26 protein-coding genes are annotated in these 25,519 nt (G+C 65.5%); 5 read left to right on the forward strand and 21 right to left on the reverse strand.

Annotated features, from left to right (window positions below):
- The first annotated feature begins 254 nt into the window (after positions 1–254).
- Positions 255–563 (forward strand): hypothetical protein, encoded by a 309-nt coding sequence (locus AC0WRY_RS05715; RefSeq protein WP_211418510.1) that lies wholly within the window; start codon positions 255–257, stop codon positions 561–563.
- 63 nt (positions 564–626) lie between these two features.
- On the opposite strand, the gene arfB is transcribed toward AC0WRY_RS05715, so the two are convergent.
- From arfB to AC0WRY_RS05750, 7 genes are all read right to left on the reverse strand, one after another.
- Positions 627–1,043 carry an alternative ribosome rescue aminoacyl-tRNA hydrolase ArfB gene (gene arfB / locus AC0WRY_RS05720; protein ID WP_194406068.1) on the reverse strand — a complete coding sequence of 139 codons (417 nt, stop codon included), beginning with the start codon at positions 1,041–1,043 and terminating at the stop codon, positions 627–629.
- 116 nt (positions 1,044–1,159) lie between these two features.
- On the reverse strand, positions 1,160–2,524 hold the full coding sequence (locus AC0WRY_RS05725; RefSeq protein ID WP_491122776.1) for a M16 family metallopeptidase: 1,365 nt from the start codon (positions 2,522–2,524) through the stop codon (positions 1,160–1,162).
- Positions 2,521–3,912 (reverse strand): M16 family metallopeptidase, encoded by a 1,392-nt coding sequence (locus AC0WRY_RS05730; protein WP_194406070.1) that lies wholly within the window; start codon positions 3,910–3,912, stop codon positions 2,521–2,523. Before AC0WRY_RS05730 ends, AC0WRY_RS05725 begins: the two co-directional genes overlap by 4 nt.
- Before the next feature lie 192 nt (positions 3,913–4,104).
- Positions 4,105–4,833 (reverse strand): hypothetical protein, encoded by a 729-nt coding sequence (locus AC0WRY_RS05735; protein ID WP_194406071.1) that lies wholly within the window; start codon positions 4,831–4,833, stop codon positions 4,105–4,107.
- A gap of 96 nt (positions 4,834–4,929) precedes the next feature.
- Positions 4,930–5,424 carry a signal peptidase II gene (lspA, locus tag AC0WRY_RS05740; protein WP_194406072.1) on the reverse strand — a complete coding sequence of 165 codons (495 nt, stop codon included), beginning with the start codon at positions 5,422–5,424 and terminating at the stop codon, positions 4,930–4,932.
- Positions 5,425–5,432: 8 nt separating this feature from the next.
- Positions 5,433–8,432, reverse strand: coding sequence for an isoleucine--tRNA ligase (ileS, locus tag AC0WRY_RS05745; RefSeq protein ID WP_491122777.1), 3,000 nt, complete (start codon positions 8,430–8,432; stop codon positions 5,433–5,435).
- A gap of 207 nt (positions 8,433–8,639) precedes the next feature.
- The gene (locus AC0WRY_RS05750; RefSeq protein WP_194406074.1) at positions 8,640–9,623 is read right to left on the reverse strand and encodes a bifunctional riboflavin kinase/FAD synthetase; all 984 of its coding nucleotides are present in this window, start codon (positions 9,621–9,623) and stop codon (positions 8,640–8,642) included.
- Positions 9,624–9,852: 229 nt separating this feature from the next.
- Here AC0WRY_RS05750 and AC0WRY_RS05755 point away from each other — a divergent pair, with 229 nt between their 5' ends.
- Positions 9,853–10,248, forward strand: a complete 396-nt coding sequence (locus tag AC0WRY_RS05755; protein ID WP_008567674.1) for a response regulator — start codon at positions 9,853–9,855, stop codon at positions 10,246–10,248.
- Positions 10,249–10,448: 200 nt separating this feature from the next.
- On the opposite strand, the gene AC0WRY_RS05760 is transcribed toward AC0WRY_RS05755, so the two are convergent.
- From AC0WRY_RS05760 to uvrC, 9 genes are all read right to left on the reverse strand, one after another.
- Entirely contained in the window at positions 10,449–11,303 is an 855-nt protein-coding gene (locus AC0WRY_RS05760; RefSeq protein ID WP_491122778.1) for a TIGR01459 family HAD-type hydrolase, read from the reverse strand.
- 15 nt (positions 11,304–11,318) lie between these two features.
- Entirely contained in the window at positions 11,319–12,824 is a 1,506-nt protein-coding gene (locus tag AC0WRY_RS05765) for an EAL domain-containing protein (RefSeq protein ID WP_491122779.1), read from the reverse strand.
- 162 nt (positions 12,825–12,986) lie between these two features.
- Positions 12,987–14,117 carry a YihY/virulence factor BrkB family protein gene (locus AC0WRY_RS05770; protein WP_491122780.1) on the reverse strand — a complete coding sequence of 377 codons (1,131 nt, stop codon included), beginning with the start codon at positions 14,115–14,117 and terminating at the stop codon, positions 12,987–12,989.
- On the reverse strand, positions 14,117–14,704 hold the full coding sequence (locus AC0WRY_RS05775) for a phage holin family protein (protein WP_194406077.1): 588 nt from the start codon (positions 14,702–14,704) through the stop codon (positions 14,117–14,119). The genes AC0WRY_RS05770 and AC0WRY_RS05775 overlap by 1 nt, the downstream gene beginning before the upstream one ends.
- Positions 14,705–14,796: 92 nt before the next feature.
- Positions 14,797–15,756, reverse strand: coding sequence for a 50S ribosomal protein L3 N(5)-glutamine methyltransferase (gene prmB / locus AC0WRY_RS05780; protein ID WP_491122781.1), 960 nt, complete (start codon positions 15,754–15,756; stop codon positions 14,797–14,799).
- Positions 15,756–16,238, reverse strand: a complete 483-nt coding sequence (locus tag AC0WRY_RS05785) for a molybdenum cofactor biosynthesis protein MoaE (protein WP_194406079.1) — start codon at positions 16,236–16,238, stop codon at positions 15,756–15,758. The genes prmB and AC0WRY_RS05785 overlap by 1 nt, the downstream gene beginning before the upstream one ends.
- A gap of 3 nt (positions 16,239–16,241) precedes the next feature.
- The gene (gene moaD, locus AC0WRY_RS05790) at positions 16,242–16,493 is read right to left on the reverse strand and encodes a molybdopterin converting factor subunit 1 (protein WP_194406080.1); all 252 of its coding nucleotides are present in this window, start codon (positions 16,491–16,493) and stop codon (positions 16,242–16,244) included.
- The gene (pgsA, locus tag AC0WRY_RS05795; RefSeq protein ID WP_194406081.1) at positions 16,490–17,107 is read right to left on the reverse strand and encodes a CDP-diacylglycerol--glycerol-3-phosphate 3-phosphatidyltransferase; all 618 of its coding nucleotides are present in this window, start codon (positions 17,105–17,107) and stop codon (positions 16,490–16,492) included. Before pgsA ends, moaD begins: the two co-directional genes overlap by 4 nt.
- Positions 17,108–17,203: 96 nt before the next feature.
- The gene (gene uvrC / locus AC0WRY_RS05800; protein WP_491122782.1) at positions 17,204–19,246 is read right to left on the reverse strand and encodes an excinuclease ABC subunit UvrC; all 2,043 of its coding nucleotides are present in this window, start codon (positions 19,244–19,246) and stop codon (positions 17,204–17,206) included.
- A 251-nt stretch (positions 19,247–19,497) separates the two neighbouring features.
- On the opposite strand from uvrC, the gene AC0WRY_RS05805 reads away from it, so the two are divergent.
- Entirely contained in the window at positions 19,498–20,121 is a 624-nt protein-coding gene (locus AC0WRY_RS05805) for an outer membrane protein (RefSeq protein WP_211418498.1), read from the forward strand.
- A gap of 114 nt (positions 20,122–20,235) precedes the next feature.
- Here the strand turns inward: AC0WRY_RS05805 and AC0WRY_RS05810 are convergent, their stop codons facing one another.
- From AC0WRY_RS05810 to AC0WRY_RS05825, 4 genes are all read right to left on the reverse strand, one after another.
- Entirely contained in the window at positions 20,236–20,451 is a 216-nt protein-coding gene (locus AC0WRY_RS05810; protein WP_008544396.1) for a cold-shock protein, read from the reverse strand.
- Between the two features lie 281 nt (positions 20,452–20,732).
- Positions 20,733–21,593 (reverse strand): 23S rRNA (adenine(2030)-N(6))-methyltransferase RlmJ, encoded by an 861-nt coding sequence (locus AC0WRY_RS05815; protein WP_491122783.1) that lies wholly within the window; start codon positions 21,591–21,593, stop codon positions 20,733–20,735.
- Positions 21,594–21,716: 123 nt separating this feature from the next.
- Complete coding sequence (locus tag AC0WRY_RS05820; RefSeq protein WP_491122784.1) at positions 21,717–22,421, reverse strand: ribonuclease T2 family protein; 705 nt, start codon at positions 22,419–22,421, stop codon at positions 21,717–21,719.
- 120 nt (positions 22,422–22,541) lie between these two features.
- Positions 22,542–23,003: a hypothetical protein gene (locus AC0WRY_RS05825; RefSeq protein WP_212067988.1), complete on the reverse strand. Its 462-nt coding sequence runs from the start codon at positions 23,001–23,003 to the stop codon at positions 22,542–22,544.
- A gap of 185 nt (positions 23,004–23,188) precedes the next feature.
- On the opposite strand from AC0WRY_RS05825, the gene AC0WRY_RS05830 reads away from it, so the two are divergent.
- Together AC0WRY_RS05830 and AC0WRY_RS05835 are read left to right on the forward strand one after the other, a co-directional pair.
- Entirely contained in the window at positions 23,189–23,488 is a 300-nt protein-coding gene (locus AC0WRY_RS05830; protein WP_194406087.1) for a hypothetical protein, read from the forward strand.
- Between the two features lie 45 nt (positions 23,489–23,533).
- Entirely contained in the window at positions 23,534–24,064 is a 531-nt protein-coding gene (locus tag AC0WRY_RS05835) for a DUF3617 domain-containing protein (RefSeq protein ID WP_491122785.1), read from the forward strand.
- A gap of 66 nt (positions 24,065–24,130) precedes the next feature.
- On the opposite strand, the gene AC0WRY_RS05840 is transcribed toward AC0WRY_RS05835, so the two are convergent.
- Positions 24,131–25,519, reverse strand: a complete 1,389-nt coding sequence (locus AC0WRY_RS05840; RefSeq protein ID WP_194406089.1) for an ATP-binding protein — start codon at positions 25,517–25,519, stop codon at positions 24,131–24,133.

Below are 25,519 nucleotides of genomic sequence, written 5' to 3' on the forward strand. Positions count from 1 at the left end.
GCTTCCCACATACCAGATGTGGGAAATCCAAGCCTCGGGCAGCTCCGGCGCAATCCGACGTGCGTACTCGGGCGCCGCATATAAGGAGCGCAATTCCGCGAAACCGCCGCGAAATCCCTAAACGATCAACACACCAGACGGTTTGCATCGCGGGTACGCCGTTCGCATACTTTGCGCGATGTGATGGTCCGGTCCGGAGGAGCGGCGTGGAGAATCGCCGAGCCATTCATCGCGCGAAAATCCAGGAGAAATGGATGAAGTTGGTGAAGACCTCGATGATCGCATGCGCTGTGTCGGCTCTCATTGCGACGCCCGTTCTCGCGCAGAGCGCGCCTCCGACCGCCAAGCCGGGCGGCACCGTGCAAAGCAAACCCATGCAAGGCAGCACGATGGGCAGCGGCGACGACGAGATGAATGCTCAGCCGGGCGCCGCGGGCGAGAAGACCGGCATGAAGTCGACCAAGGGCACCAAAGGTACGGTCGGCACCACGGGCAGCGCTGCGCACAAGGGAACCGCCGACGATGCGGCGACGGGCGGCGCAGCTCCATCCAAGCGCTACTGATCCCGCCGGTGAAGCGGCTAAACTCCGGTCGCTTCGCGGCCGGAGTTTTTTCGGCTGCGCCTGCTAATCGTCGAAGCTCCGGCCGCGTCCGGCCTTGACGTCGCTGCGGCGCTTTTTGCCGTCGAGCCGGCGTTGCTTGGACCCGAAAGTCGGCTTTGTCGCGCGCCGCGGCTTCGGCCGCACCATCGCCTCGCTCAGGATGTCGACCAGCCGATCGATGGCGTCCTGTCGATTGCGCTCCTGGGTGCGGAAGCGCTGGGCGTGGATCACGATCACGCCGTCCTTGGTCATGCGCTGGCCGGCGATGCGGGCGAGCCGGATCGCCGCGTCCTCCGGGATCGTCAGCTTGCGCGTGTCGAAGCGCAGCTGGGCCGAGGTCGAGACCTTGTTGACGTTCTGCCCGCCCGGGCCGGAGGCGCGGACAAAGCCGATCTCGATGTCGTCCTCGTCGATGACGAGATCGCGGGATATCCGCAGCATGATGGCACCATCTGTGATGTCCGGACATATCGCGGACGTCAGATTTCGGCAATGGTGCATGCTGAAAACGCAAATGGCCGGGGCGAGCCCGGCCATTGCAGTCGACGTTGGAGGTCTCAGTTCGACTTCGTCGCCGGAGCGGCCGGCTGTGCCGCGGCCTGCGGGGCGCGGCCGACGACGACGGTCAGGAGGCCCTGGCCCCAGAGGCGCTTGGCGGCGGCCTTGGCGTCGTCCAGCGTCACGGCGTCGACGATGGCGTTGCGCTTCTCGATATAGTCGATCGGCAGCTTGTCCTGCTGGTACTGCAGCAGCGCCTGCGCCAACTTGGAGGAGGTGTCGAGCGCCAGCATCTGCGAGCCCTTGAGGTAGGACTTGGCCTCGTCGAGCTCCTTCTGCGTGGGGCCTTCCTCGGCAATGCGGCGGACTTCCTTGTCGATGGCCTCGATCGTGTCGCTGGCACGGTCGGCGCGCGTGCCGGTATTGCCGATGAACACCGCCGAATGCTGCATCCAGAGCAGCGATTCGAACACGGAATAGGCGAGGCCGCGCTTCTCGCGGACCTCGCGATAGAGGCGCGAGGACAATCCACCGCCGCCGAGGATGTGGTTGACGACATAGGCGGCCATGAAGTTGGGATCGCTGCGCTTCACCCCGGGACCGCCGAAGGTGATCACGGTCTGCGGCACGTCGAGGGTCACGAAGGCGCGTTGCGGCGGCTTTGCGGCCTCGACGTCGGGGACCGGCGTGAGGTTGGCCTTGGCGGGGAGGCTGCCGAAGGTGTGGTCGAGCAGCTTGCCGAGCGTCGCCGGATCGACGTCGCCGACGACTGCGATCTTGAGCCCATCCTTGGCAAGCACGCGGCCGACATAGTCCTTCATGTCGGCGACCGTGATGGTCGGCACGCTGTCGAGGTTGCCGTTGCTCTGCCGGCCGTAGGGATGATCGCCGAAGGCGACCTCGAGGAATTTGCGGCTCGCCAGCGAGGTCGGATTGGTGGTCTCGCGGCGCAGGCCGGAGATGACCTGCGAGCGGATGCGCTCGACATCGGCGGTGTCGAAATGCGGCGAGGTCAGTGCGCTGCGCAAGAGGTCGAAGGCCTCGTCCTTGTTGTCACGCAGCATGCGCAGGCTGCCGCGGAAGGTGTCGCGGGTGGCGCTGAAGGAGAGCTCGATGGCGCGGCGGTCGAGCCGCTCGTGGAAGGTCTTGGAATCGAGGTCGCCGGAGCCTTCGTCGAGCAGATCGCCGACCAGATTGGCGACGCCCGGCTTGTCCTTGGGATCCTGCGCCGAGCCGCCGGCAAAGGAATATTCCATGGCGATCAGCGGCACGGTCGCGTCCTGCACGAACCAGGCTTCGATGCCGCCCGGCGAGGTCAGGTGCTGGATCTTGGCAGCCGCCAGCGACGGCGTCACCGCGGCCAGCGCGAGTGCCGCGCCGGTGGCGAGAGAGAATGCAATGCGTCGAAGGAAGGGATAGGTCACGAACGCTTCTCCTCGCGCTTGGTCGTCGCGGTGTCCTTGATCAGATAGCCCGTGACCGAGCGCTTCTTCTCGAGCCATTTCTGCGCGACGGCACGGACTTGCTCGGCGGTGACCGCGCGGATGCGGTCGGGCCAGCTCCTGATGTCCTCGATCGACAGGCCCGTGGTCAGCGCGCCGCCATACCAGCGTGCCAGCACCGCCTGGTTGTCCTGGGCGTAGATCGCTTCCGCGATGAGCTGGGTCTTCACACGCTCCAGGTCCTCGGCGCGGATCGGGTTTTGCGCGACGTTGGCGATGACGCCGTCGACCGCCTGCTCGACGTCGGCAAAGCTGACGCCGGGCTTCGGCGCCGCGGAGATCGCGAACTGGGTCGGGTCGAGCGAGATGCTCGAATAGCTGGCATTGGCGGAGATCGCGAGCGGCTTGTCGACGACGAGCGCGCGGTAGAGATAGGAATTGCTGCCGCTGCCCATCAGCTGCGCCAGCACGTCGAGGGCCGCGCTCTCACCGGCCGCGGCCGTGGTCGCCGAGGGCACGAGATAATAGCGGCGCATGCTCGGCTGCTCGACGCGCGGGTCGGCCAGCGTGACGGTGCGCGGGGCAGCGGGCTCCGGCTCCTGCGGGCGGACACGGCGTGCCGGGATCGCAGGCTGCGCCGGGATCGCGCCGAAATTGCGCTCGACCAGCGGGCGGATGTCGGCGGCCTCGACGTCGCCGGCGATCACCAGGATCGCGTTGTTCGGCGCATAGAAGCGGCGGTAGAAGGCAAGCGCGTCCTCGCGATCGAGCTTCTCGATCTCCTGATGCCAGCCGATCACCGGACGGCCGTAGGGATGATTGAGATAGAGCGCGGCCATGATCTGCTCGTTCAGCCGCGCGTCCGGATTGTTGGCGACGCGCATGTTGTATTCTTCGAGCACCACGTCGCGCTCGGGCAGCACGTTCTCGTCCTTGAGGATCAGGCCGGTCATACGGTCGGCCTCGAACTCCATCATGGTCGGCAGCTGCTCTTTCGGCACACGCTGGTAGTAATTGGTGTAGTCGACCGAGGTCGAAGCGTTCTCGTTGCCGCCGACGCGGAGCACCGTCTGGGAGAATTCGCCGACGGGATGCTTCGAGGTGCCCTTGAACATCAAATGCTCGAGGAAGTGCGCGAGCCCGGACTTGCCCGGCGTCTCGTCGGCCGAGCCGACCTTGTACCAGATCATCTCAGTGACGACGGGGGTGCGGTGATCGGGAATCACCACGACCTGCATGCCGTTGGGAAGCGTGAAGCTGGCGGGCGGGGCGGATGTGACCGTGGTCTGGGCGAGGGCCGCGCCCGCTGTCAGGGCACTGGTCGAAAGCAGCGCGGCAAGGAGGCAGGCAGCCGATCGGTTTGCGGACATCATGATCCCTAGTGAAAGGCCGAGTCCGGATGTCCGGCTCGAAAGGCACGGCATGGTACACCGTGCGGCTGAGGCTTCGCGTCACGAAGCAGAGAACTCAACGCGGTGGCAAGTTACTGATAGGCAATTTATGGACTGCGGCCGGCGTGCATGACACGCCGGCTTCGGGGCCGCTTCTATGAGACAGGAACGCTATTGTTCCTTGTCCTTGCCCGACATGATGTCGAAATAGGTCCGCCGTGTCTTGTCCGGTCCGGCGCCATAGGCGTAGTTCGGCGAAGGCGTCTGATAGCCCGCGGGCGGCTCGACCAGCGACTGTCGCGGCGGTTCGCTGGTGAATTTCTTCTCTTCGGTGGCGTTGCCGCCCTTCATCATATTCCACAGGCCGCCGGAGAAGCCGAGCTCGGCGGGGCTGAGCGACGGATTGCCGTTGGTGCCCGGCTGGATCGGATCATTGCTGGTCCGGGGGGCGGCGGCGACCTGGCCGGCCTTCATCTCGGCGGGCGTCAGCTGTCGGGCGGCCTGCCAGTTCTCGGTTTCCTTGGTCGCCTTCCTGCGCGCGGCGATGGCTTCCTTGCGGCGCTTTTCCTCGGGATCCTTGGGCCAGTTCGGCGCAGCCTTGGCTTCGGTCGCAGGCGGCGGCAGATCGAGCTTGGGCGGCACGACCAGCGGCGAGCGCTCGCGGTATTCGATGCCCTTCTTCTCCATGCTCTTGGCGCCGATGCCGGACATCAGATTGTCGATGATCTTCTCTTCGAAGGTCATGCCGTCATCTTCATCGTCGTCGTCACCGGCGCGGGCCGCACCAGCCGACATGACGACGAGACCGACGCCGAGTACGGCAGCGGACAATTTCAACGCCTGCCAGAACCCCGATTGGGGGTCTCGAACCATCGAACCGCTGGTCTTCGAGCTGCGCATTACTGTACCTGTTCCATATTGTGGCAGATTGCCGCTCAAACGCGGCCGCCCCCTCGCAAAAGCCGGGTTCCACCTGCCGGTCCGTATCGGCCGGGATCAGGGCGCTTTTGCGGCGGGTACCCCCAGGAAGGAATCATACAATAGCCCCGCCACCCCAGCAACGATCGCCACGTCCGCGAGGTTAAACACATACCAATTATAGGTATTTCCGCCGATCTCGATGTGGAACAGCGCGAAATCGACCACCGCGCCATAGGCCAGGCGGTCGATGCCGTTGCCGATGGCGCCGCCGATGATCAGCCCCAGGGCGACGGTCGCAAGCCGGGTTTGCGAACGGGCCATCCAGATCGCCAGGGCGACCACGGCGATGACCTTGACGGCCATCAGCGCGAGCTGCGCGGCCTGGCCGTCGTTCTGCAGCCAGCCGAAGCTGATGCCGATATTCCAGGCCAGCACCAAATCGAAGAACGGCGTCACCTTCACGACCCCGCGGCGGGCGAGGTCGAACCCGTTCAGCAGCCAGAGCTTCGAGGCCTGGTCGGCCACGAGGGTCGCCAATGCCGCGAGGATGCCGGCGCCGAGCGGGGACATGGCCGGAATCAGACCGCTACCCCCAACGCCTTCCATTCGCGCAGCGCCTTGGCATCGCGCGGGGTGACGTCGGGATATTCAGCGTCTTCGCCCACCATCGGGGAGATCTTCCAGGAGCGGGCGCATTTGGTGCCGACCGCCTTCTCCACCACGACCGCGACACCGGGCACGGCATCGAGACGGAACGCCGAAGCCGGCGCCTCGCCCTCGCGCACCTCGTAATTCGAGGTGATGCAGACTTCAGCCAGGTCGATGTCGAACAGCGTCGCCAGCATCGCGCGGTCCGCGACATAGATCACGGGCGACGCCTCCAGCGACGAGCCGATGTTCTTGGCGGCGCGTTCGAGCTCGAGCGCGCCGGTGACGACGCGGCGCACGTTGCGGATCGTCTCCCACTTCGCGGCGAGCTTGTCGTCGCGGAAGCCTTCGAGATCCGTCGGGAACAGCGTCAGGTGCACCGACGGCTCGGCGTCGGGCCGGTACATGCGCCAGCCTTCCTCCGCGGTGAAGCTCAGGATCGGCGCCAACCACTTCAGGATCGAGGTGCACAACAGGTCGATCGTGGTCAGCGCCGCCTTGCGCGTCAGCGAGGACGGCGGATCGCAATACAGCGTGTCCTTGCGGATGTCGAAATAGAACGCGGAGAGCTCGCTGTTGAGGAAGGCGGAGAGGGTCGCGACCACGGTCTTGTAGTCGAACTCGCGATAGGCCTTGTCGACGGCGGCCGCGCGCATCGCGAGCTCGTGCAGCATCAGCCGCTCGAGCTCGGGCATGTCGGCGGGGGCGACGGCCTCAGCCGGCTTGTAATGATGCAGCGTGCCGAGCATCCAGCGCACGGTGTTGCGCAGCTTGCGGTAGGTCTCGACCGTGTTCTTCAGGATCTCGGGGCCGATGCGCTGGTCGTCGGTGTAGTCGCAGGACGCGACCCAGAGCCGGAGGATGTCGGCGCCGGATTCCTTGATGACCGCCTGCGGCTCGATGGTGTTGCCGAGCGACTTCGACATCTTGCGGCCGTCCTCGGCCTGGGTGAAGCCGTGGGTCAGCACGATGTCGTAGGGTGCGCGGCCGCGCGTGCCGCAGCTTTCCAGCAGCGAGGAGTGGAACCAGCCGCGATGCTGGTCCGAGCCCTCGAGGTACATCACCGTGTCGGTGCCGCCGTCGACCTTGCGCTTGATGCCGGCGAGCCCGGGAAACTGCACGGGGTCTTCGAGCACGAAGGCGTGGGTCGAGCCGGAATCGAACCAGACGTCGAGAATGTCGTCGACCTTCTGCCAATCCTCGCTCGCGCGCGATCCCAGGAAGCGCTCGCGCGCGCCCGTCGCGTACCAGGCGTCGGCGCCTTCCTTCTCGAAGGCTTCGCCGATGCGGGCGTTGACCGCCTCGTCCTGCAGGATCTCGGCGGAGCCGTCGCCCTTCTCGCGCACGAACACGGCGATCGGCACGCCCCAGGCGCGCTGGCGCGAGATCACCCAGTCGGGCCGCGCCTCGATCATGCCGTTGATGCGGTTCTCGCCCGACGGCGGCACCCATTGCGTCACCGAGATCGCGTGCAGCGCGCGGGCGCGCAGCGTGTCGCCGCTCTTGGCCTTGCCGCTCTGCGCCACGTCCTTGTCCATGGCGATGAACCATTGCGGCGTGTTGCGGAAGATCACCGGCTTCTTGGAGCGCCAGGAGTGCGGGTATTGATGCTTCAGCCGGCCGCGGGCGAGCAGCATGCCGCGTTCGACGAGCGCCTTGATCACGGCCTCGTTGGCATCGCCCTTCTCGCCCTTGTCGTTGATGACACGCTTGCCGGCAAAACCCGGCGCATGATCGGTGTAGCCGCCGTTCTCGTCGACGGTGTAGGGGATCGCCGTATTGATGCCGCGCGCATCGAGGTCGCGCGCCTGCGCCATCCAGGCATCGAAGTCCTCGCGGCCATGGCCGGGCGCGGTGTGCACGAAGCCGGTACCGGTGTCGTCGGTGACGTGGTCGCCGGGCAGCAGCGGCACGATGAAGTCGTAGCCGCCGGCAAGCCCCTTGAGCGGATGGGCGCATTCGATCGCGTCCATGGTGTCGCCGGGGACGTCGCGAACCTTCTCGTAAGCACTCACGCGCGCCTGCTTGAAGACCTCTTCGGCCAGTGCGTCGGCGAGGATCAGGAGATCGCCGGTCTTGGTCCAATTGTCGGCGGGCGCGTCCGTCACCTTGTACAGGCCGTAGGCGATCTTCGGCGAGAACGAGATGGCGCGGTTACCGGGCAGCGTCCAGGGCGTGGTGGTCCAGATCACGACGCTTGCGGCGGCGAGGGCACCGTGCGCGGGGGAGGTGACCGGGAATTTCACCCACACCGTATCGGAGGTGTAGTCCTCGTACTCGACCTCGGCTTCGGCCAGCGCGGTCTTCTCGACCACGCTCCACATCACCGGCTTGGAGCCGCGATAGAGCGTGCCGTTGGCGGCGAACTTCATCAGCTCGCGCGCGATCTGGGCCTCGGCCGGGAAGCTCATGGTGGCGTAGGGATGGTCCCAGTCGCCGATGACGCCGAGGCGCTTGAATTCCTCGCGCTGCACGCCGAGCCAATGCGTGGCGTAGGCGCGGCACTCCCGGCGGAAATCGATCATCGCGGCACTGTCGCGGAAGTCGGGCTTCTGCTTGCCCTTCTTGCGATAGTGCTCCTCCTCGACCTTCCACTCGATCGGCAGGCCGTGGCAGTCCCAGCCGGGCACGTAGTTGGAGTCGAAGCCGAGCATCTGCTGGCTCTTGGTGACGAGATCCTTGAGGATCTTGTTCAGCGCCGTGCCGATATGGATGTTGCCGTTGGCGTAGGGCGGGCCGTCATGCAGCACGAATTTGGCGCGGCCCTTCGCGGTTTGGCGCAGCTTCTCGTAGAGGCCGATCTCGTACCAGCGCTTGAGGATCTCCGGCTCGCGCTGCGGCAGGCCGGCGCGCATCGGGAATTCGGTCTGCGGCAGGAACAGGGTCTTCGAATAGTCTTTGGTGTCGGACTTTTGCGGCTTTTCGGACATGGGGCTGACTGGCTCGGAATGGCGCGGGAACGGATGGCGATGCGGAATCGCGGGGGTGAAACGACCAAAATCCCGGTCTTGCGCCGAGCCTTTAGGCTCAGGCGGAAGCCGGGCCGCTAATCCCTATGATGCGCCGCGCAAACATGGGCTCTCCATAGCAGGGGGCCAAAGGAAGCGCAAAGGTTCGGGAAAGGCCGGGATCAGCCCTCAATCGAGGGCGCCGAGCCGCGGAAACGCGTCCGGAGCGGCGGCCAGGATGGCGCGGGCGCGGGCGGAATCGTCGTCCATCTGCCGGATCAGGGCCTCGATACCCTCGAATTTCAGCTCCTCGCGGATGAAGCCGATGAAGGCGCAGTCCAGCACCTGCCCGTAGAGGTCGCCCTTGAAGTCGAACAGGAAGATTTCCAGCAGCGGGGCACCGTTGTCGAAGGTCGGGCGGCGGCCGAAGCTGGCGACCCCGTCGAGCCGCACCTGATCCTTTCCTTGGCCGCGGCCGACCCGCACCGCATAGATGCCGTGCTTCAGCCCGCAATTGGCGTCCAGGCGGATATTGGCGGTGGGGTAGCCGAGATCGCGGCCGCGCTTCTCGCCGTGGATCACCTCGCCGGTGATGAACCAGGGCGCGCTCAGCATGGTGGTGGCCTCGTCGAGCTGGCCTTCGGCGAGGGCGATCCGGATCGCGCTGGAGGACACCGGCCGCTCGTCGATGTCGACATGCGGCTGCACGTCGACCTCGATGCCGAGCCGGGGCGCCTCGTTGACCAGCAGGCTGGGCGAACCGACGCGTCCCTTGCCGAAATGGAAGTCGTAGCCGACCGCGATCCCGCTGACGCCGAGCCGCCCGATCAGGTCATGGTGAATGAAATCTTGCGCGCTGGTCCCGGCGCGCGCCTTGTCGAAGGTCATGACCACGGCGCCGGCAAGCCCTGTCCCGGCCAGGAGCCGCAGCTTGGCCCGTTCGTCCGTCAGGCGGAACTGCGGGGTGTTGGGGCTGAAAAACCGCCTTGGATGCGGCTCGAAGGTCAGCGCCAGCGCAGGACGGCCATGCGCCCGGCCCATTTCCAGGGCGGCGGCGATCACGGCGCGGTGACCGAGATGGACCCCGTCGAAATTGCCCATGGCGACCACGGCGCCCCTTGGAATCGCGGAGTTCGGCGTGGTGTCGCGGATAACGTTAAAATGCGGGGCCATCAGGGGAATTCTCGAACCGGCGGGACCGTCCGGGACCGTGGCGCGACGGGCCCGATGAAGTCAAGCGGAAGGGGGCGGGGCGTATCGAACGCAATTTCAGTTCTTTCGGGGCGCCCCCAATTAACGCGCTGTTTAACGCCTTGGTGCTAGTCCTTGCATCTGGAACAGGCGGGCTCCGGCCCGGCAGGTCCGATCGTAATATTCCTGGGTATGCGTTGGGGGAGTCGAGATGGCGGTTGATTTGTCGATGCCGGTTCTGGTGGTGGATGACTACAGCACCATGATCCGTATCATCCGGAATCTGCTGAAGCAGCTTGGCTTCGAGAACATCGATGATGCCAGCGACGGTTCGGCAGCGCTGAACAAGATGCGCGGCAAGAAGTACGGGCTCGTGATCTCCGATTGGAACATGGAGCCGATGACGGGTTACGACCTGTTGCGCGAAGTGCGCGCGGATCCGAACCTCGCCACCACGCCCTTCATCATGATCACGGCCGAATCCAAGACCGAGAACGTGATCGCGGCCAAGAAGGCCGGCGTGAACAACTACATCGTCAAGCCGTTCAATGCGGCGACGCTGAAGACCAAGATCGAGGCGGTCTTCCCGGACATGGCGAGCGCGTAACGCGCTTCGAAGCCATCAGGTGATTCGGAAAAGCCCGGGCTGGTCCCGGGCTTTTTGCGTTGGATTCGTCATTCCGGAGCGGTGCGCGAGCACCGAGCTATGGTGCGCAATTGCACACCTGAGAGTCTCGAGATCCCCCGATGCGCAATTGCGTATCTGAGGTCTGGTCCTTCGGACCATCCCGGGATGACGCTAGATCGTCACCACTTCAGTTCGCGCATCAAGGCCTTCGGCGGGTGGCCGAACAATTCCATCACCGATGCCGGGTCGAGCTGGTCGAGGCCCTCGAACTCCTCGGCATGGATGCCGCGGGTCACGAACAGGCAGTCGATGCCGAACTCGCGCGCGCCGGTTAAGTCGGTGCGGACGGAATCGCCGATCGCCAGCACCTTTTTCCGGTCGATCGGGTGGCCCTGGCGTTCGCCGGCGAGCGCCATGGCGCGCTCGTAGATCGGCCGATGCGGCTTGCCGTAGAAGATCACCTCGCCGCCGAGCTCCCGGTAGAGCTCCGCGATGGCGCCGGCGCAGTAGATCAGCCGGTCGCCGCGTTCCACCACGATGTCGGGGTTGGCGCAGACCAGCGTGAGCTTGCGCTCGCGGGCCTTCAGCATCATGCCGCGATAGTCTTCCGCCGTCTCGGTCTCGTCGTCATAGAGGCCGGTGCAGACGATGTAATCGGCGTCCTCCAGCGGAGCGGTCTTTGCATCGAGGCCGCGATAGATCGAGTTGTCGCGCTCGGGCCCGAGCCAGAACATCTTGCGGCCGGGATGCTCGGCGACATAGAGCCGCGTCAGGTCGCCCGAAGACACGATGGCGTCGTAGGTCTCGTCGGCGACGCCGAGCTTGCGCAATTGCCGCTGCACGGAGTCGGCCGGCCGCGGTGCGTTGGTGATCAGGATCACCGTACCGCCGCGGCTGCGATAAGTGTGCAAGGCTTCGCAGGCTTCGGGGAAGGATTCGAGGCCGTTATGGACGACGCCCCAGATGTCGCTCAGCACGACGTCGACGCCGCCCACGAGCTCACGCAGGCTTTCGGCGAAATGCAGCGTGGTCATGATGCGCGGGGCCGATCAGATGCGGCGCGCAAGCGCGGCGTTGCCGGTGATGCGTTGGGCCGCAGAAGCGGCTGACGTCGTGCCAGATTGCGTGCCTTGGCTGGGGGAAGCGGAGCCATTGGATCCCTGAATGTCCTGGTTCGGCGAGGCCCCGCCGGTAGCAGATGCCCCCTCCGGCCGCAATGGCCGGGGCGGCGCGAACAGGAAGCCCTGGCCGAACCGCACGTCGTAATCGAGCAGGTCCACGACCGCGCGCTCGCCTTCGATCCGTTCGGCAATCAGGTCGATGCCGAAGCGGCCGAGCAGGTCGGAGAGGTCGGAAGGATGGATGTCCGAGGCCGAAGCCTGCCTGGGGTCGAGCAGCAGCGTCGCCGGCACCTTGATGAACCGCACCCCGCGATCGGCCAGCTCGCGCGGCTCGATCCTGAGATCCGTGACATGGTCGATCGAGAAGCGGAAGCCGCGCTGGGCCAGCGCGGCGAGATTCTCGGTCTCGGCCGGGCCGAGATTGCGGAACGTCGATTGCTTGAACTCCAGCACCAGCGATGGCGCCAGCGCCCGGTTGGCTTCGAGGAAGTCGAGGCATTGTGCGAAGGTGGTGGAATTGCCGAGCGTGGACGCGGCGACGTTGCAGAACACGCCGACCTCCTTGTTGCGCACCATCAGGCGCCGCAGCACCTGCACACAGCGCAGCATCACCATGTTGTCGATGCGCCCGATCAGCCCGGAGGCCTCCGCGATGCTGATGAATTCCTCGGCTGCGATCAACTGGTCGCGTTCGTCGCGCAGGCGCGTCACCGCCTCGTAGAACCGCACCTTGCGCTGCGGCAACGTCACCATCGGCTGCAGGAAGATGTCGATGCGGTTCTCGTCGATGGCGTTGCGCAGCGTCGCCAGCAATTGGGTCTGGTTGCGCCCACCTGCCGTCTGAACCGGGTTGGAGCTCGGGTGCTGGACCGCTGGCGCCGGCCGCGGCTGCGCCAGCGCAGGCGGCGGTGCTGGGGGAAGCGGGGGAGGAGCGGCTGGTTGCTCCTCGAACGGCGCAACCAGGTCGATCGGCGCCTCCGGCTCGGACTTGAACTCGGATCTGGCGACCGGGGCGGGCGCCGGCGCGCTGCCGGCCAGCATGTCCTCATGGGCCGACACGGTGGTGGCGAGCTGTCTGACCAATCCGCCGAGCTCGTTGATCTCGCCGACCACCGACTGGATGCGGTCGGAGTTGGTCGAATTGGACGAGGCGATGCGTCCCTCGATCGCGGCGAGCCGCCGGCCGAACTCGGCCACCTGGCGGGCGAGGTCGGCCGTGCCGCGCGACAGGTCGGCGATCTGGCCGCCGACGTCGCTGCGGTCACGCAGCCGCATCGACACCGCATTGTAGAGGATCAGGAAGGTCAGCGCGGTCAGCGCCACGATCGCGGATTCGGTTCCGCTGATGCCGGCGACGGCGTAGAGGACAAGGCCGAGCGAGGCCGCGACCAGAACCATGCAGATGGCGATGAAGATCGTCGAAATGCGAATCATGCCGCGCGTTACGCCTTTAAGAGCTGACTGCCTCACCCGGGAAAACACGGGTCGCCATGCGATCGCGTCACGCCTCGTGCTTCCCCAAGCCGCGCAACCTTAACATCATTGTTGATTCGAGGGGATAGCGCCTCGGGCCTGCAAGTTCAGGCCCGCGGGGAGTCAAGACGGCGCGGCGGCGCCGACGGTGTCGGCCGAGACGGCGTCGCGGCTGCCGAGCGGCTTGGCTGGCCCCTCGGTCGTGTCTTTCAGCGTCTGCCGCTCGATCTCCGAATTCAGCTCCGCGCCGAACATGATGACGATCGCCGACATCCACATCCACGTCATCAGGCCGATCGCTGCGCCGAGCGAGCCGTAGGTCGCATTGTAATTGGCGAATTCCGAGAGATACCAGGACAGCAGCGCCGAACCGGCGATCCAGAGGATCGCCGCGGCCACCGCACCGAGGCTCAGCCATTGCCAGCGCGGTGCATCGCGGCTCGGCGCGAAGCGGTAGAGGATCGCGAGCGCCACGAGCAGGATGAGGAACATCAGCGGCCATCGTGCCAGCGCCACGATCAGCTTGCTTTCGGGCGCCATGCCGAGATGATTGAGCGCCAGCGGGAAGGCGACGACAACCCCGACCATCAGCAGCAGCGCCACGATGCCGCCGACTGTAAAGGCGAGCGACACCATGTTGAGCTTGATGAAGCCGCGCTTCTCACGCTCCTCATAGGCGACATTGAGGGCATCGAAGATCGCCTTGACGCCGGCATTGGCGCTCCAGACCGCCAGCAGGAGGCCGAACAGGAAGGTGACACCGAGCGTCGTGTTGCCATGCGACACCACGCGGGCCACCTGGTCCTCGACAATCTGGAACGAGCCCTCAGGCAGCATGGTCGCGAGCGTGTGCAGATTGGCGCTGATCGTCGCGGGATCGGCGAACAGGCCGTAGGAGGACACCAGCGCCGTCACCGCCGGAAAGATCGCAAGCAGCCCGAAGAACACGACACCGCCTGCAGTCGCGAGCAGGCGATCCTCGTCGACGCGCTGATAGGTCCGCCAGAAGATGTCCTTCCAGCCGGCCCAGGGGATTGCGAAAGGGCTCTTCGCATGACGGCCGCGGCCGGGCTGCACGGCGGCGCGCGCCGGGTGTGTCTCCGGTGAGTTTGCCTCGCCCTTGCGGTGGTCTCGCGGCGGGCCCGATCTGACCAGGTCAGAGTCCTGGAAGTAGCGCTCCGCCGTCAGCACGAAGACGGCTGTCGCCGCCACCAGCAGCCAGGAGTCGATCTGCTCGGAGCGCCGCACCAGCATCAGGCATCCAATCTATGACCGTGACGCCTGCGCCGCGCCGCCGTGAACCCCGCCAATCCAATCGCCGCGAGCATCAGACCGAGCTGCACGGGGCGGTTGGTATACGCCGGCCGAGCGCTTGCACCATGGCGGCGCTCGCCGGGCGCGAGCGGCGCAAGGGGAATCGTGGTGGCGACCTCCTTGACGGCCTGCTTGACCGTTCCGCGCGGAATCCGCGGCGTCGCGATGGCAACGCGCAACCGGCTGGTAAGTGGCACGATCGGCCTGGCCTTGCGCTTCATCTGCGCCATCGCCACACCGGCGCAGACCGCCGCCAGCACCAGCAGCACGCCCGCGACGGCACCGAAACCCCAGAACTGGCCGTAGGTGATGGCGACCCAGCGGTACAGGGCGATCAGCCCGACGAAGAATGCCGCGATGGCGAACAGGCCAGCCACCGCGAACAGCCCGCCAGCCATTGCGTAGGATGTCACCTTGCCGGTGGCCTGGCTGGTCTGGTCACGCAGATAGGATTGCGCGGCGCGTTTGACGTGATTGAGCTTGAGCGCCATGCCGGCGCGCAGCAATTCGCCCGATGGCGCGAGCATCTGGACATCCTCCGAGAGCGAGAAAATTCGTTCGGAGGATGAACGTGGCCGAATTTGACTTGTTCCGACGGAGCTCCGTCCGTCCTGATGAATCAGCCGAGATCGGCGGCCGCGATCCAGAACACCTCGCCCTCGGACTCCTCGGTATCGAGCCAGAGCAGCGGCAGTTCCGGAAAGGCCTCGTCGACCAAGTCCCGGCCGCGGCCGATCTCGCAGATCAGCCCGCCGTTCGGCGTCAGGTGATCTGGCGCCTCGCGCAGGATCCGGCGCACCACGTCGAGACCATCGGCGCCGCCATCGAAGGCGAGTTTTGGCTCGGCCCGGCATTCCGGCGGCAATGCCGCCATGCCTTCGGCATCGACGTAAGGCGGGTTGGCGATGATCAGATCGTATCTGTTGTTGCCGAGTGGGGCGAACAAATCGCCGCGATACAGGCTGACCCGGTCCTCGAGCCCGAACTCCCCGACATTTCGTGCAGCGACTTCGAGAGCGCCCTTGGAGATGTCGACGGCGTCGACCATGGCGTTCGGGAAATGATGTGCGGCGAGGATCGCGAGGCATCCCGACCCCGTGCAGAGATCGAGCACGCGCCCGACTTCCGTGGGATCGTCGATCAGCGATCCGGCAGCGCCTTCGTTGCCGAAATGCGAATCCAGGAGCTCACCGATGAAGGAGCGCGGAACGATGACCCGCTCGTCGACATAGAAGGGCAGGCCGCGCATGTAGATCTTGTTGACGAGATAGGCGGCCGGTTTGCGCGTGGTGATCCGCTGGTGGATCAGATCGAGGACGGTCTTGCCCTCGGCAGCCGTGACGCGGGCGTGGGCAAAGGCTTCGAACTGCTCGGGATCGAGATGCAGCGCTTCGCCGACCAGGAACGCGGCTTCGGCCACCGGGTCGGTCGTGCCGTGGGCAAAGGCGAGTTCGGCCTCGACAAAGCGGCTCACGGCATAGCGGACGAAATCGAACAGCGTGACAAGCTCGCCGGGTCCCACTTTCGCGAGCTTCGGCGTAGCGCGGCCGCGCGCGGTCTTTTTTGCAGCTCTTGCCATCAGGATTTGGTCCAGCGTGCGGCGGCCTCGTCGTCACGGGCCTGGGCCTCGACCCAGCCGGTGCCGGAGGCGCTCTCTTCCTTCTTCCAGAACGGTGCGCTGGTCTTGAGATAATCCATCAGGAACTCGGCCGCCTGGAACGCGGCCTGGCGATGCTGCGAGGCGGTCAGCACCAGCACGATGTTCTGGCCCGGCATGAAGCGGCCGACGCGGTGGATCACGGTGACGCCGTTGAGCGGCCAGCGCGATGTGGCCTCGTCGGCGTGGCGCCTGATCTCTTCCTCGGCCATCCCCGGATAATGTTCGAGCGTCAGCGCCGCGACCCTGGCGCTGTCGTCGTCGGCGCGGCAGATGCCGGAGAAGCTCACGACCGCACCGATATCGGTGCGGCTCTCGGTCAGGATCGCGATCTCGCGCGCAATGTCGAAATCGTCTTCCTGAATACGGATAGTGACGGGGCAGCTGGCGACAGGGGACGTCATGGTCTAGCCGCCGGTCATCGGCGGGAAGAACGCGATCTCGCGGGCGCCCGCGATCGCGGCATCCGATTTGACGTGGGTGTGATCAATCGCGGTGCGGATCACCTTCGGCTTCTCGAACGCGTAGGCGTAGGCCTCGCTCTGGCCGGACAGCCAGGCGATCAGCTCCTCTACGGTGCGCACGGTCGCCGGCGGCTCGATGGTCTCCTCCGCCTTGCCGACGCGCTCGCGCACCCAGGCGAAATACTTCACCTTCATCCCTCGTCCTCCTTGATGAGGTGATGGATGCCGGCGCGGAAATAATCGTAGCCGGTGTAGATGGTCACGATCGCCGAGGCCCAGAGCAGCGCGAGGCCAAGCATCGAGACGACGGGCACGACCTCGTCGCCGGCGGGGCCGGCAAGGAGGAACCCGATCGCGACCAGCTGGACCGTGGTCTTCCACTTCGCAAGCTTGGTCACGGGCACGCTGACGCGGAGCGCGGCGAGATATTCGCGCAGGCCCGAGACCAGGATCTCGCGGCACAGGATCACGATGGCGGCCCACAGCGACCAGCCGTGGATGATGCCGTCGGCGGCCAGCATCAAGAGGCACGAGGCGACCAGGAGCTTGTCGGCGATCGGATCGAGCATCCGGCCAAAGGCCGATTGCTGATTCCAGATACGCGCATAATAGCCGTCAAGGTAATCGGTCACCGCGGCGGCGATGAAGATGGCGACCGCGACCCAGCGCAGCCACAGCGGCTGATCCAGGATCGACTGCGCATAGATGCATCCGACCACGACCGGGATCGCGGCGATCCGGCCATAAGTCAGGATGTTCGGGAGGGACATCGCGCGGCTGGTGGTCCCTCGTGTCGTGGCGATGTTCATTCGTCCTACCAATACCGCTCAAGCCTGAAGGTCAACCGTTCCGCTCCCCAGATGGGGTGCGGGGTGCGACGACCATATGACCGCAGCCCCTTTAGTTCATCCCGGCTGGGGATGGAAATAGTCGAAAATCCTGCGGGCGCTCTCGGCGCTGACCCCCGGAACCTTGCCGAGATCGGCGATCGAGGCGCGTTCGATCTCCTTCAGGGTGCCGAAATGATGCAGCAAGGCCCGCTTGCGTGACGGGCCGATGCCCGGAATCTCCTGCAAACCGGCCTCGCGGATGTCCTTCTTGCGCAGCTTGCGGTGCGAGCCGATGACGGAGCGGTGGGCCTCGTCGCGCAGGCGCTGGATGAAATACAGAACGGGGTCGCGCGGCTCCAGCTTGATGGCTTCGCGCTCCGGCATGAACAGGGTCTCGCGGCCGGCATCCCGGTCCGGCCCCTTGGCGACCGACATCAGCGATACCTGGGTCAGGCCGAGATTTGCGAAGATCTCGCGGACGGCGTTGAGCTGGCCACGGCCGCCGTCGATGATCACGAGATCCGGCCATTGCGGGAAATCGTCGTCCTTGGCCTTGGTGCCGGCGTCCTCGGGCGGATTGATCAGGCGCTTGAAGCGCCGCTCGAGGACCTCGCGCATCATGGCGAAGTCGTCGCCGGGCGTGATGCCTTCCGACTTGATGTTGAACTTGCGGTACTGGTTCTTCACGAAACCATCGGGGCCGGCGACGATCATGGCGCCGACCGCGTTGGTGCCCTGGATATGGCTGTTGTCGTAGACCTCGATGCGCTTGGGCGGATGCGGCAGGCTCAGCGTCGCGGCCATGGCGTCGAGCAGGCGGCTTTGCGTGGCGGTGTCGGCGAGCTTGCGGCCGAGCGCCTCGCGCGCATTGGTCAGGGCGTGAGCGACCAGCTCCTTCTTCTCGCCGCGCTTGGGTGCGGCGACCTCGACCTTGTGGCCGGCCTTGATCGCCAGCGCGTTGGCGAGCAGCTCGCTCTCCTCGATTTCGTGCGAGAGCAGGATGTTTCTCGGCGGCGGCTTGTCGTCGTAGAACTGGGCGAGGAAGGAGCCGAGCACCTCTTCGGGGGTGAACGACTTCTCCGCGCGCGGGAAATAGGCGCGATTGCCCCAGTTCTGGCCGGTGCGGAAGAAGAACACTTCGACGCAGGAGAACCCGCCTTCCTGGTGGATGGCGAACACGTCGGCTTCCTCGACCGTGCGCGGATTGATGCCCTGCTGCGACTGGATCGCCGACAGCGCGGCGAGGCGGTCGCGGTATAGCGCGGCGCGCTCGAACTCGAGCTCACCGGACGCCTTCTCCATCTCGCCGGCAAGCTCCTGCTTCACCGCATGGCTCTTGCCGGACAGGAAGTCGCTCGCCTCGCGCACCAGCGTCGTATAGCCGCCGAAGTCGATCTCGCGGGTGCAGGGACCGGCGCAGCGGCGGATCTGATAGAGCAGGCAGGGTCGGGTGCGGCTCTCGAAGAAGGAATCGGTGCAGGAGCGGATCAGGAACGCGCGCTGCAGTGCCGTGATGGTGCGGTTGACCGCGCCGGCGGAGGCGAATGGGCCGAAATAGCGCCCGGGCCGGCTCTGCGCGCCACGATGTTTCAGGATCTGCGGCGCCCAATGGTCGCCGGTGATCAGGATATAGGGGAACGACTTGTCGTCGCGCAGCTGCACGTTGAAGCGCGGACGCAGCTGCTTGATCAGGTTGGCTTCCAGCAGCAGCGCTTCGGTCTCGGTGTTGGTCGAGACGATCTCCACCGTCACGGTGGCGGCGATCATGCGCAGGATGCGCGCCGGCTGCGGCGCGCTCTGGCGCGCATAGTTCGACAGGCGCTTTTTGACGTTCTTGGCCTTGCCGACATAGAGCACGTCGGCATTCGCGCTGAGCATGCGATAGACGCCGGGCGAGGTCGGGGCGAGGCGGACCGCGCGCTCGATCGCCTCGTGACCGGTCGCCAGCGGCTCCTCGCCGACCGCGCCGCTCTCTTCGAGGATGTCGGGCAGCCGCGCCTCGTCCTCGTCGTCACCGCCGGTCGTCGCGGGATCGAGGTCGGGCGGCGTGTCGCTCGCGGCAGTCGGGGGCGGTTTGCGCGCGCGGTCGTCCGGATTGTCGGGGGAATCGTGAACCATGGGACGAATTTAGGCGCTGGGGGTGCCGATTTGAAGTTCCGGCCGTGCGGCACGCACAGGACGGCGGCGCGGTTCCCGGTAACGCTTCCTTAAGGGTGTTAAGCGCGCGGTAACCCAGCTTAACAGCCCTTTAACTTAAAACTCTCGATAAATCTTACGCGAAAAGATGGTGGTTCCGTAACCATGCGGTTTGCCTCGCGCGGGGTGCGCGGGCGCCGCACCGGCGACGGCAGTTGCGTTGGAGTTAAGTGATGAGGGGGCTCATTTTGGGCGCGGCCGCGTTGGTCGCAGCCGGCTGGACAGCTTCGGCAGAGGCCGCGGATTTCAATTACGGCCAGCGTGCGCCCTATACCGTCAACCAGCCGCTCAATGCGTATAGCTGGGCAGGTCCCTATCTCGGCGGCAACATCGGCTACGAATGGGGCTCGGTCGACAACAATCCCTCAAAGCCGTCGGGCTTCGTCGGGGGCGTGCAGGCCGGCTACAATTTCCAGAACGGCCCGTTCGTGTTCGGCGTCGAGGGCGATATCCAGGCGGCCGGTGCCGACGATACCTTCGCCCCGTGGAAATTCTCCAATCCGTGGTTTGGCACCCTGCGCGGCCGCGCGGGCTATGCCTTCAACAACGTGCTGTTCTACGGCACCGCCGGCCTCGCCTTCGGCGAGTTGCGCGCGCAGACCTTCGGCTGGTCGGAATCGCACACCACCGCGGGCTGGACCATCGGTGCCGGCGCAGAAGTCGGCCTTGCTCCGAACTGGAGCGCCAAGCTCGAATATCTCTACATCGACCTGTCGACCAGTCAGTTCGCAATTACGGGCGTGTCAAACGGCTATAGCGCCAGCGTTGTTCGCGCAGGCGTGAATTATCGCTTCTGATAGCTGAAGAAGAAAATACCGGACAACAACTCCCGGCCGCTCGCGGCCGGGATTTTTTTTCGCCAAGTACTTTTTACGCCAAGTATTTTCGCGAGGTATTTTGCGTCAGGCCCGCTAGGAGAGGATGACCAGGTTGACCGCCTTCGGTCCCTTCCCCTTCTTGTCCGGCTCGACTTCGAAAGTAATGCGCTGTCCTTCCGCAAGGTCCTTCAGTCCGGCCCGCTCCACAGCAGTAATATGCACGAAGACGTCGCGGCCGCCGTCGTCAGGCTTGATGAAACCGTAGCCGCGTTCGCCGTTGAAAAACTTAACCGTTCCCGTCATGGCCATCGGGAAACTCCCCCTCATTGCTCCTCCGCCGCGACGCAGACTCACGTCGCGACATGACCGGGCGATACGAAGCCCGGGAGAGCTGGCCATCCTTGGGCGGACCGTAAGCGGTCCGGCCGGATCTTTCTTAGGCCTTCACTCCGCCGCAACCATTCGCGGAAGCGGAACGTAAAGCCAGTCACGGAAACAGCATAATACGGTTCTCTGCAGATTGACTACCGCTCCTGCATATTTTTCCCAAGAATGCCGGAGTGTTACGGTCTCTCCTTAAGGCTTGGGGATTAAGGCTTGGGGACCTCCAATCGGAATCTGGCAGCACCGCCCTGGCCGAGCGGTATCTCCAACTCGGGCAGGATGGTCTTCAGCTCGCCCTGCAGCGTGTAGGGCGGATTGACGATCAGCAGCCCGGTGGAGGCCAGAGCTCCGCCATCGAGCTGGGGCGCGACGCTGAATTCGAGGCGCAAGCATTTTCCCGGTTGTTTTGCTGCGGCTGCGAGCCGGGCCACCGTTTGGGCCAGCGCGTCGGTGGCACGCCGGCTCTTGGCCGGATACCAGATGAGATAGATGCCGGTCGGCCATTTCACGAAGGCGGCGGCGAAGGCTTCGCCCAGCCGCTCGAACTCGTCCTTGGCTTCGAAGGGCGGATCGATCAGCACGAGGCCGCGCCGCTCCTTTGGCGGCACGAAGGCCGGCAGAGCTACCCAGCCGTCGAGATCGACCACGCGGGCCTGTTCGTCGCGGCGCAGCGCGTCGATCAGTGCCTTGCGCGCCTTCGGTTCGAGCTCGCAGGCGACCAGCCGGTCCTGCGGCCTCAGCAGACCGCGCGCGATCAACGGCGAGCCCGGATAGGTTTTGAGCTCGCCCTTCGGGTTGAAGGCGCGGACGATGTCGAGATAGGGCTTGGCCAGCGCCGCGCTCTCGTTCGACAGCCGGGCCTGCATCAGCCGCGCGATGCCGGTCAGCCATTCGCCGCTGCGGCGCGCCTCGTCGCTGTCGAGATCGTAGAGGCCGGCCCCGGCATGGGTGTCGATGACGCGGAACGCCCCCGGCTTGTCCTGCAGATAGGTGACGATGCGCGCCAGCACGATGTGCTTGATGACATCGGAGAAGCTGCCGGCGTGGAAGGCGTGGCGGTAATTCATGGGGTAGGACTACGCCACGTGATGGCTTGAGCAAAGAGGCACAATCACGTGTCCTGGACGCGGTGCAGCGTGTAACGCTGCGCCGCCGAGCCGGGGGCCCGGTTTCTTGCGCGAGCCTCGGCCTCAACCGCCCCTGATCGGCGGCATCGTCACCTGCTCGCGGCGGCAGGCGCGGCGGTCGGCTTCCTCGCAGGCGCGGAATTGCAGGTCCTTGCTGAGGCAGATGCGGACCTCGGAGAGCCGGGTGCGGTTGCAGGTGACCGAGACGGCGGCATTGCTCAAGCCCGGATTGGCCTTGATGAAGGCCTCCTCGACCTCTGCCGGCGCCACGGACTTGGCCTGCGACAGATCGAGATATTCGGCCGGAATCTTGATCGCGGCACGCGCTTTGCGGATCGTCTCGAAATAGCTGCGGCCCTCGAGGCCCGAGCAGGTGCCGTGCTTGTCCCATTCGTTGAAGATCAGCCCCGGCGCCGGCATCAGGTCGAGCATCGAGGAGACGATGTTGCGGTTCAGCCGCGGCGCCGGCCGCTGGCAATATTCCGGGAAGCCGTTCTCATATTGCGGCCACAGCCCATGCACCACGAAGGCGTAGGGCCGTCCGCCGCACTGGATCTGGGAGCGGCCGCCACGCTCGGCCGCCTCCTCGCAGAACGAGGGCGACCATGACAGCGACAGCACATAGAAATCGAACTCGCCGGGCGCGTTCTGCCGCTTGTCCTGGGCCTTTGCGTCGCCGGCGAACGAGGCGAGGCTAGCCGCAAGGATCAGGGAAAGGGCCAGCGAGATCACGAGGCGGGAGAAGGAATGCAATCTGGAATGAAACATGGCAACGCCCCTCAACTAGACTGTGCAGGAAGCCTAGCAGGCGAAAAGAACATTTCAAGAACAAAATTCAGGCGGCCGCCATTTGGCGGCTGACAGCGCCCGAATCAGGGCGCCTCGAGCTCAAGGCCTGGCGGCGCGGCAGGCCGGATTATAGGCCCAGTTGCGGTCGACCCCGACCACGCACCATTCGACGCCGTTACCGTAGCTGGCGAACCCGCCGTCCTCGATGATCGAGAAGTGCACCTTGCGCACCTTGCCGTCGGTGAGCATGGCCTCTCCGCTGCAATAGCGGCGCGGAATGTTGTCGGACTGCCAGGGCCGGTACGCGGTCTCGTGCACGGCGGAGAAGCCGGTGATCTTCAGCGAAGAATTCCAGAACGTATATTCCTTCTCCGCGAACTCGCGCTCGATCCTCGGCAGAGCCCAGTCGCAATTGGCGACGTTGCCGTCATAGCGGGGTCCGCTCAGCCAAAAATTCAGCTCCAGCGGATTGGCGGCCCTGGCCTCGCCGAGCGTCACCGCCCCGAACATGAGGCCGAGCAGAGCGGCAAAGCGGAGCGATTTCAGGGAGGGGGCGCGCATGGTCAATCCGGACAGCTAAGGTCTTGCGAAGGTCGGACGGTGCCGTGAAGGCCGGGGGAGGTCAAGTGCAGCGCGGCAACACTTCGCCAGGAGTTGACCACAACATCGTGGTCGGCAGGGCTTCGGTTCTTTCCACTTCCATCCCGGCACCGTAAACTGGGGGCCAGCCAATTGGAGTGACGGGAATGCGAATCATTGCGGCCGCGGGTCTTCTCGCCAGCCTGGTTGTCTCGGGTATGACGGCGAGCCAGTCGGCGCGCGCCGACATCGTGCCGCCGTTCAAGGGCAATGACACCGGCGGGATCATTGCCTATTCGATGGCCACCCAGGTCGATGCACGTCAGGTCGCGGTCGATCACTGCGCGCGCTACCGCAAGGTGGTCAAGTTCCTCAGCGTGCAGGCCTATGAGGGCGGCTACATCTCGTTCTCCTGCCGCTGGGTGCCCTATGGCGCCGCCGAGCAGCCGATCCGCACGCTCTACTGAGGCGTTGTCGTAACGCCGCAATCCAATAAGCCGGGAGCTTCTCGCATGACGCGCAAACTCGCTTTGCTCGGCTCGACGCTTTGTCTCGTGGTGTCAGCGGGGATTGCCAGCGCCGACGATCTGCCGGTGCGCAAGGCCGGCCTCTGGGAATTGAAGATGGTCCGCACCGGCGGGCCGGTGCCTGAGATGACCATGCAGCACTGCACCGACGAGACCGTCGACAGGGAGATGAACAACAACGTCTCGCCGATGGCCAAGCAGGTCTGCGCCAAGCAGGAGATCAAGAAGACCGCGACCGGCTATGTCAGCGATTCCGAGTGCAGCGTCGCCGGCATCAGCACGACCTCGCATGCCGAGATCACGGGCGATTTCAATTCGGCCTATACGGTGAAGACCACCTCGCACGCGCAGGGCGGCGCCGCCGGTGCCGCGGGCCGCGACACCTCGATGACTCTCGAGGCGAAATGGCTCGGCGCCTGCAAGCCGGAGCAGAAGCCCGGCGACATCGTGATGCCCGGCGGCTTCAAGATGAACGTGCGCGACATGGACAAGCTGAAGGCGCTGCTGCCGAAGTAGGATTGCCGTAGCTGCAAAATCGATGCGCTTCCTCGCCCCGTTCTTAGGGGGGAGGTGAAGTAAGACCTACACCGGAATCCGCACGCTCGCCCTCAAGCCGCCCATCGGGCTGTCGCCGAGCGTGATGTCGCCACCGTGGGAGCGGGCGATGTCGCGGGCGATGGCAAGGCCGAGGCCGGTGCCGCCTTCGTCCTGGTTGCGGGCATTGTCCAGCCGCAGGAACGGCTTGAACACTTCTTCGCGCAAATGCGTGGGAATGCCGGGTCCGTCGTCGTCGACCGTCACGGTCAAATAACGGTGATCGCGCTGGCCGGTGATGGCGATGCTCTTGCCGTAGCGCGCCGCGTTGGTGACGAGGTTGGCGAGGCAGCGCTTGAACGAGGCCGGCTTCACGGTGACGACGGGCAGGCCGTGGAAGGCGACGGTCGCGGCATGGCCATGGCGCTCGGCATCGCCGCGCAGCTCCTCGAGCGCCTGCGCCATGTCGGTCGGCTGCGATTGCTCACCGGAATCGCCGCGCGCAAAGGCGAGGTAATCCTCCAGCATCATCGACATCTCGTCGACGTCCTTGCGCATGCCCTCGAGCTCGGGGCTGTCGCCGATCAGCGCCAGCTCGAGCTTGAAGCGGGTCAGGATGGTGCGCAGATCGTGGCTGACGCCGGCGAGCATCGCGGTGCGCTGCTCCATCGTGCGCTCGATGCGCGATTTCATCTCGAGAAAGGCGACGGAGGCGCGCCGCACCTCGCGCGCGCCGCGCGGGCGGAAGTTCGGCGCCTCGCGGCCCTTGCCGAAACTTTCGGCGGCGTCCGCAAGACGCAGGATCGGCTTGATCTGATTGCGCAGGAACAGCACCGCGACGATCAGCAGGATCGAGGAGGTGCCGACCATCCAGAACAGGAAGATCTCCGAGTTCGAGGCATAGGCAGCGCTGCGCTGCGCGAACACGCGCATCACGGCATCGTCGAGCTGGATGCGGATTTCGACCAAATTGGAGCGGCCGACCGTGTCGATCCAGAACGAGCGGCCGATCTGGCGGCCGAGCTGCACCGACAGCGTCTGGTCGAGCAGCGAGAAGAACGGCTTCGGTCCCGGCGGCGGCATGTCGCCGGCGGGCAGGAAGTCGACCACGAGGCCGAGCCGCTGCTGCGCGATGCGGCGGATTTCGGTGCGGTCCTTGTCCTGCGGATAGCCCTTGTAGACGTCGATCAGCGCGGCGATGTCCTGCACCACCGCGGCCGACAACCGGCGCGTCACCGTGTTCCAGTGCCGCTCCATGAACACGAAGGCGACGACCGATTGCAGCACCACCATCGGCACGATCATGATGAGGAGCGCGCGAGCGTAGAGGCCGGTCGGCATCCAGCCCTTGAACGCGTTGCCCATCCAGCCATTGGCCGCCGAAACGCGGCCGGCGGCGCTCTTCAGAAGCGTCAGGCCGGTGTCGATCGTGCTCAT

The sequence above is a fragment of the Bradyrhizobium sp. T-12 genome (assembly GCF_058314695.1).